This window comes from Protofrankia sp. CiT1 (assembly GCF_917627335.1).
Taxonomy (GTDB): Bacteria; Actinomycetota; Actinomycetes; order Frankiales; family Frankiaceae; genus Protofrankia.
Map to the genome: position 1 here is coordinate 1 of NZ_CAKJTP010000159.1, position 4,421 is coordinate 4,421.

The following is a 4,421-nucleotide window of genomic DNA, read 5'->3' on the forward strand; positions in this document are numbered from 1 at the left end:
TGGTGTTCCACAACGCGAACCGCGTCCCCGTGTGGGACGCGGAACGTGGGTGAGATCTTTTTCTTGCTGTGGACTCGGATTTCCCGAAGAAGTAGTTCAACAAGGCATGTAGGGGTAGACGCTGTCGGCGGGGCAGACACACCATCTGGCGGCGAGACTCCGACGCTGCAGGATCCGTGAGGAGGCCAGGGACATGCTGGCGCTGCCGCAGCAATCGCACGTGTCTCGGACTGCCTCTGGGCGCTGCTGGCCGGCTCCGCGCACACCTGGCTACGGCGTTCCCCGCGCAAGTTGAGGCTGATCGCCGCGACATCGGGCATCACGCTGATGGGGCTCGGCGGCCACGTGCTGCTCGGCGGCGACGAACTCTGACCGGCTCGCAGGACCCTCGCCGGTCTGTCAGTTCCAGAGGGTTGCGATCGGGGCGGCGATGATGGCGGTGTCGAGGGGATAGACGCGTTTGCCAGTGTGCAGGACGATGCCGGCGAGGAAGCGGTCGCCGAGTTCGTCGCGTAGCCAGGCGAGGTGGCGGCCAGTGTCGCGTCCGGGTGCGGCGTCGGCCTTGACCTCGATCCCGATGACCCTGCCGCCGCCGAGCTCGACGAGGACATCGACCTCGTGGCGACCGCCTTCCTGGCGCAGGTGGAACAGGCGGGGTCGGCTGGTGCTCACGGACAGCTCGGCCCGCAGCTGTGCCACGACGAAGGTGTCGAGGAGACGCCCGAGCAGATCGCCGTCGCGTAGGGCGGCGCGGACGTCGACCCGCAGCGCGGCACCAATCAGCGCCGGCTCGACCACATAACGCTTGGGAACCTGGACCAGCCGTTTGAGGCGGTTGGTCCACCAGGAGGGCAGGCTGTCGACGACGAGAAGGTTACGCAGCAGGCCGTCGTAGGCGTCGGCGGTTTTCGCGTTGATCCTTGCCGCTTCGAACACGGTCTTGTTGGCTACGATGCCGGCGGAGTTCAACGCCAGTACCTCGAAGTGGCGGCGCAGCCGATCCGGGTCCCGTGACTCACCCAGAAGCTCCACGTCGCGGGTGAGGAGCTGGTCGAGATAGCTCTCCAGCCATTCTTCCCGGCGGGTGGCGGACAGGCGCAGCGCCGGTTCGGGAAAGCCGCCGCGCAACGCCAGCTCCAGGTAGTCGCCCAGGTCCGGCGGGTCGGCCGGCGATGACAGCGCGTCGATGCCGGCGTCGGCGATCCGGTCGACAAACGTCGGCCCCGCGACCCGCCCGGCGATCTCACGCCTGGACAGGCCGCTCATGGCGACACGCACCAGACGCCCGGTCCCGGGCCAGTTCTCGGCCTGCGGATCCGCCCGCACGGATCCGGTGACGAGGAAGCGGCCCGGCTCGGGGCGGACGTCGACGGTCCGTTTGATCGCGCCCAGTACCTCCGGCACGACCTGCCACTCATCGAGCAGCACCGGCTCGGGGAACTGGCGCAGGGCCGCGTCCGGATCCGCCCGGAAGGCGACGGCCTCGGCCGGCTCGTCCAGACGGATGACGCTACGAGCATGTCGCGCCGCGGTGGTGGTCTTGCCCGTCGCCCGCGCGCCGACGATCAGTACCGCCGGCAGCTCGCCGAGCATGTCACCGATCTTCGCGTCCACCAGTCGAGGTAGATAGGAACCGTCCACATCACTCCAAACCGCCCGCCATCTGCTGACTACCAATGTGCAGCAGCCTTGAGTACCATGTTCCTGCGGCTGTAAGTACCAGTCTCCCACGGCATCCGCTGCCGAAATGCTGCAAACTTCGGTTACGTGTGCTTCGTCCTCCAGCGCCCTCATCGCCCGGCACTGATACTCAGGGGTGGTGGCTGGCCTGCCAGCGAGTAACGTAGGTACGTACCTACAAGGGGGCGCTTGTCATGACCATGGTCTTTGGAGGGTCCCCGCTTTCGTGGACAGTGCTCGAACGTCACCGTCCGCCGATCTTCGAAGTCTCATGCGACCAGGAAGCGCAACAGGATCCACTACGCGCTACGGGCCGCCGGTGAACGTGCGAACGCCCTCCTGAAGTACGTCAATGGCCCTGCGCAGCGTCAGTCTCGACCCCTGGAAGATCGGCCTGATTGTGAAAGCCGCCCTCGTGATCATCCACACCGAGCACGGCTGTACCACCTGACGACCACCACACGGAGGCAGCCACGCTTAACGGCGAACTTAACCACCGTAGACCCGTATGATGCTGGCTATGGTCGGTGACAGGGCCTCGCATGTCACGCCGTTGTCGGTGGCGCGGTCGCTGCGCCTGCTCGGCGAGCATGTGTCGACCTGGCGGAAGCTGAACCGGCTGACCGCGGCCCAGGTCGCCGAGCGGGCCGGGATCTCCCGGGACACGCTGCGTGCCATCGAGCAGGGCAAGGGCACCGCGAGTACCGAGAACCTGTTCAGGGTGCTCCGCACCATTGGGATCATGGATGCCGTCGTCAGGGCCAGCGACCCGTACGAGACCGACGTCGGCCGGCTGCGCATGGACGAGATCCTCCCCAAGCGAGTACGGCGCTGATGGCTGGCCGGGATCCTGTCGAGGTCACCGTCGAGATCGACGGGCAGGAGACCGCCGCCGGAACGCTGTGGCTTCACGACCGCGGCGGACAGAGCGCCACGTTCCGATACGCCGACGCCTACCTGACCAACCCGGCCGGATACGACCTCGACCCGGCGCTGGCCAGGGCCGCTGGCGTCTTCCACACGCCGCCGGGGTCAGCCATCTTCAACGCGTTCGCCGACAGCGCCCCCGACCGATGGGGCGAGAACCTCATGAGGCGTGCGGAGCGCGAACGCGCCCGCGCCGCCGCGGCCACGCCTCGCACGCTTGGCAAGGCCGACTTCCTTCTCGGCGTCCGCGACGACACCCGCCAGGGAGGTGTCAGGTTTCGCCAGCCGGCAAGCGCCACCTACTATTCGACGCACCGGCACGCGGTCCCACGGCTGATCGACCTGGCCCGGCTCCTGCGAGCAGCCGACCACGTCCGCACGGAGGGCGACGTCGACCGCGACCTCGCCGACCTCATCGACGCAGGTAGCTCGCTCGGCGGCGCGCGCCCCAAGGCGGCGGTGCGGGACGCGTCCGGGCGGCTCTCGATCGCCAAGTTCCCGCGTTCGGACAGTGACGCATGGGACGTGGCCGGTTGGGAGGAAGTAGAACTGAGGCTCGCTCGGAGAGCGGGGCTTACCGTGGCGGAGTCGGAACTGCTGACCGTAGCCGGCCGGCACGTACTGCTCCTGAGCCGCTTCGACCGTATCGGCGCGCGGCGGCTGGGGTTCGCCAGCGCCCTGACAATGCTCGAGGCCTCCGACGGGGACCTCCGTAGCTACCTCGAGATCGCCGAGGTGGTCGAACGCTACTCGCCGAGAGCTGACGCCGACCTGCGTGAGCTCTACCGGCGGATCCTGTTCTCCATCCTGACCGGGAACACCGACGACCACCTGCGCAATCACGCGTTCCTGCGCGAGCGAGACGGCTGGGCGCTCTCTCCTGCCTATGACCTCAACCCCAATCCGGACAACCCGGCCCGGCTGAGCACGGCCGTCGATCTCGACAACACCGACGCAAGCATCGACATCGCGCTGTCGGTAGGCAGCTACTTCCGCGTGTCGCCGCCGAGGGCCCGCGACCTCGTCAGGGAGGTGGAGACTGCCACGGCGGGCTGGCGGCAGGCTGCCGCCGAGCTCGGCATCCCGAAAAGCCAGGCCGACCGGATGGCAGTGGCCTACGAGAGCGAACAGCGACGGATCGCGCGCGCTCTCAGCGTGCCTTGAGGATCCGTGCAGGCGCGTGTGATCGCGTCGGAGACTGCCGCTGATCACCAGTGACACCCGCATCGAACACAGCGGCGCCGTCAGGCAGCCTCGTCGAGGTCATCGCCCAACGCGGGAGCCAGGTGGCGCGGGGCCTTGGGCGCGACCGCCACCCCGGGCGTCCGTGGACCGTCGAGGACCCGGCCAGGGAGGCCGGACTGTCACGCGCGGCCTTCGTCAAGCGGTTCGCCACCATCGTCGGTCAGCCCCCGTCGGCGTACCTGACCTGGTGGCGGATGATGACCGTGGCACGACTGCTGCGCGAGTCCAAGGCCCCACTGAGCACAGTCGCCGAACGCTGTGGCTACGGCTCGGAATTCGCGTTCGCCACACGGAGAGCGATCGAACGCTCTGGCTGAGCCGGCCCGGGACCGGACACCGCCCGTCGCCTCTGCGCCCGCTCCCCGGAAGCTGCGCGACGGCCATCAAATCGGCCCACCTCGCCCGACCACGGCACACCTTAAGCGGGTGATCATGGCAACGGCAAGGAACCCGCCGCCCACAGCAACCGAGACCCGCCCAATCCCGCGCCAGCGGCCCGAGCATGCCAGGCCAAGCCCCGGTTCCAGCAGGACGGCGACGACCCCAGCAGCGGCAGCCCTCGTATCCGA

At 68.3% G+C, this 4,421-nt stretch carries 3 protein-coding genes and 2 pseudogenes; 4 read left to right on the top strand and 1 reads right to left on the bottom strand.

Translation table 11 applies throughout. The annotated features are described in order from the left end of the window. Positions 1 to 399: 399 nt before the first annotated feature. Complete coding sequence (locus tag MJ785_RS18320; RefSeq protein WP_239381968.1) at positions 400 to 1,641, bottom strand: ATP-binding protein; 1,242 nt, start codon at positions 1,639 to 1,641, stop codon at positions 400 to 402. Between the two features lie 318 nt (positions 1,642 to 1,959). Here MJ785_RS18320 and MJ785_RS18325 point away from each other — a divergent pair. The 4 genes and pseudogenes from MJ785_RS18325 to MJ785_RS18340 form a co-directional block, all read left to right on the top strand. Then, positions 1,960 to 2,131 (top strand): annotated as a pseudogene (locus MJ785_RS18325) (IS5/IS1182 family transposase); the annotation flags it as partial. A 57-nt stretch (positions 2,132 to 2,188) separates the two neighbouring features. Continuing rightward, the gene (locus tag MJ785_RS18330) at positions 2,189 to 2,515 is read left to right on the top strand and encodes a helix-turn-helix domain-containing protein (RefSeq protein ID WP_239381970.1); all 327 of its coding nucleotides are present in this window, start codon (positions 2,189 to 2,191) and stop codon (positions 2,513 to 2,515) included. After that, entirely contained in the window at positions 2,515 to 3,771 is a 1,257-nt protein-coding gene (locus MJ785_RS18335; protein ID WP_239381972.1) for a type II toxin-antitoxin system HipA family toxin, read from the top strand. The genes MJ785_RS18330 and MJ785_RS18335 overlap by 1 nt, the downstream gene beginning before the upstream one ends. A gap of 146 nt (positions 3,772 to 3,917) precedes the next feature. Continuing rightward, positions 3,918 to 4,169 (top strand): annotated as a pseudogene (locus tag MJ785_RS18340) (helix-turn-helix transcriptional regulator); the annotation flags it as partial. Between the last annotated feature and the right edge of the window lie 252 nt (positions 4,170 to 4,421).

Excerpts from the sequence above, each read along its gene's own strand:
- MJ785_RS18330 (WP_239381970.1), top strand. The coding sequence starts at position 2,189 with ATGATGCTGGCTATGGTCGGTGACAGGGCCTCGCATGTCACGCCGTTG.
- MJ785_RS18335 (WP_239381972.1), top strand. The coding sequence starts at position 2,515 with ATGGCTGGCCGGGATCCTGTCGAGGTCACCGTCGAGATCGACGGGCAG.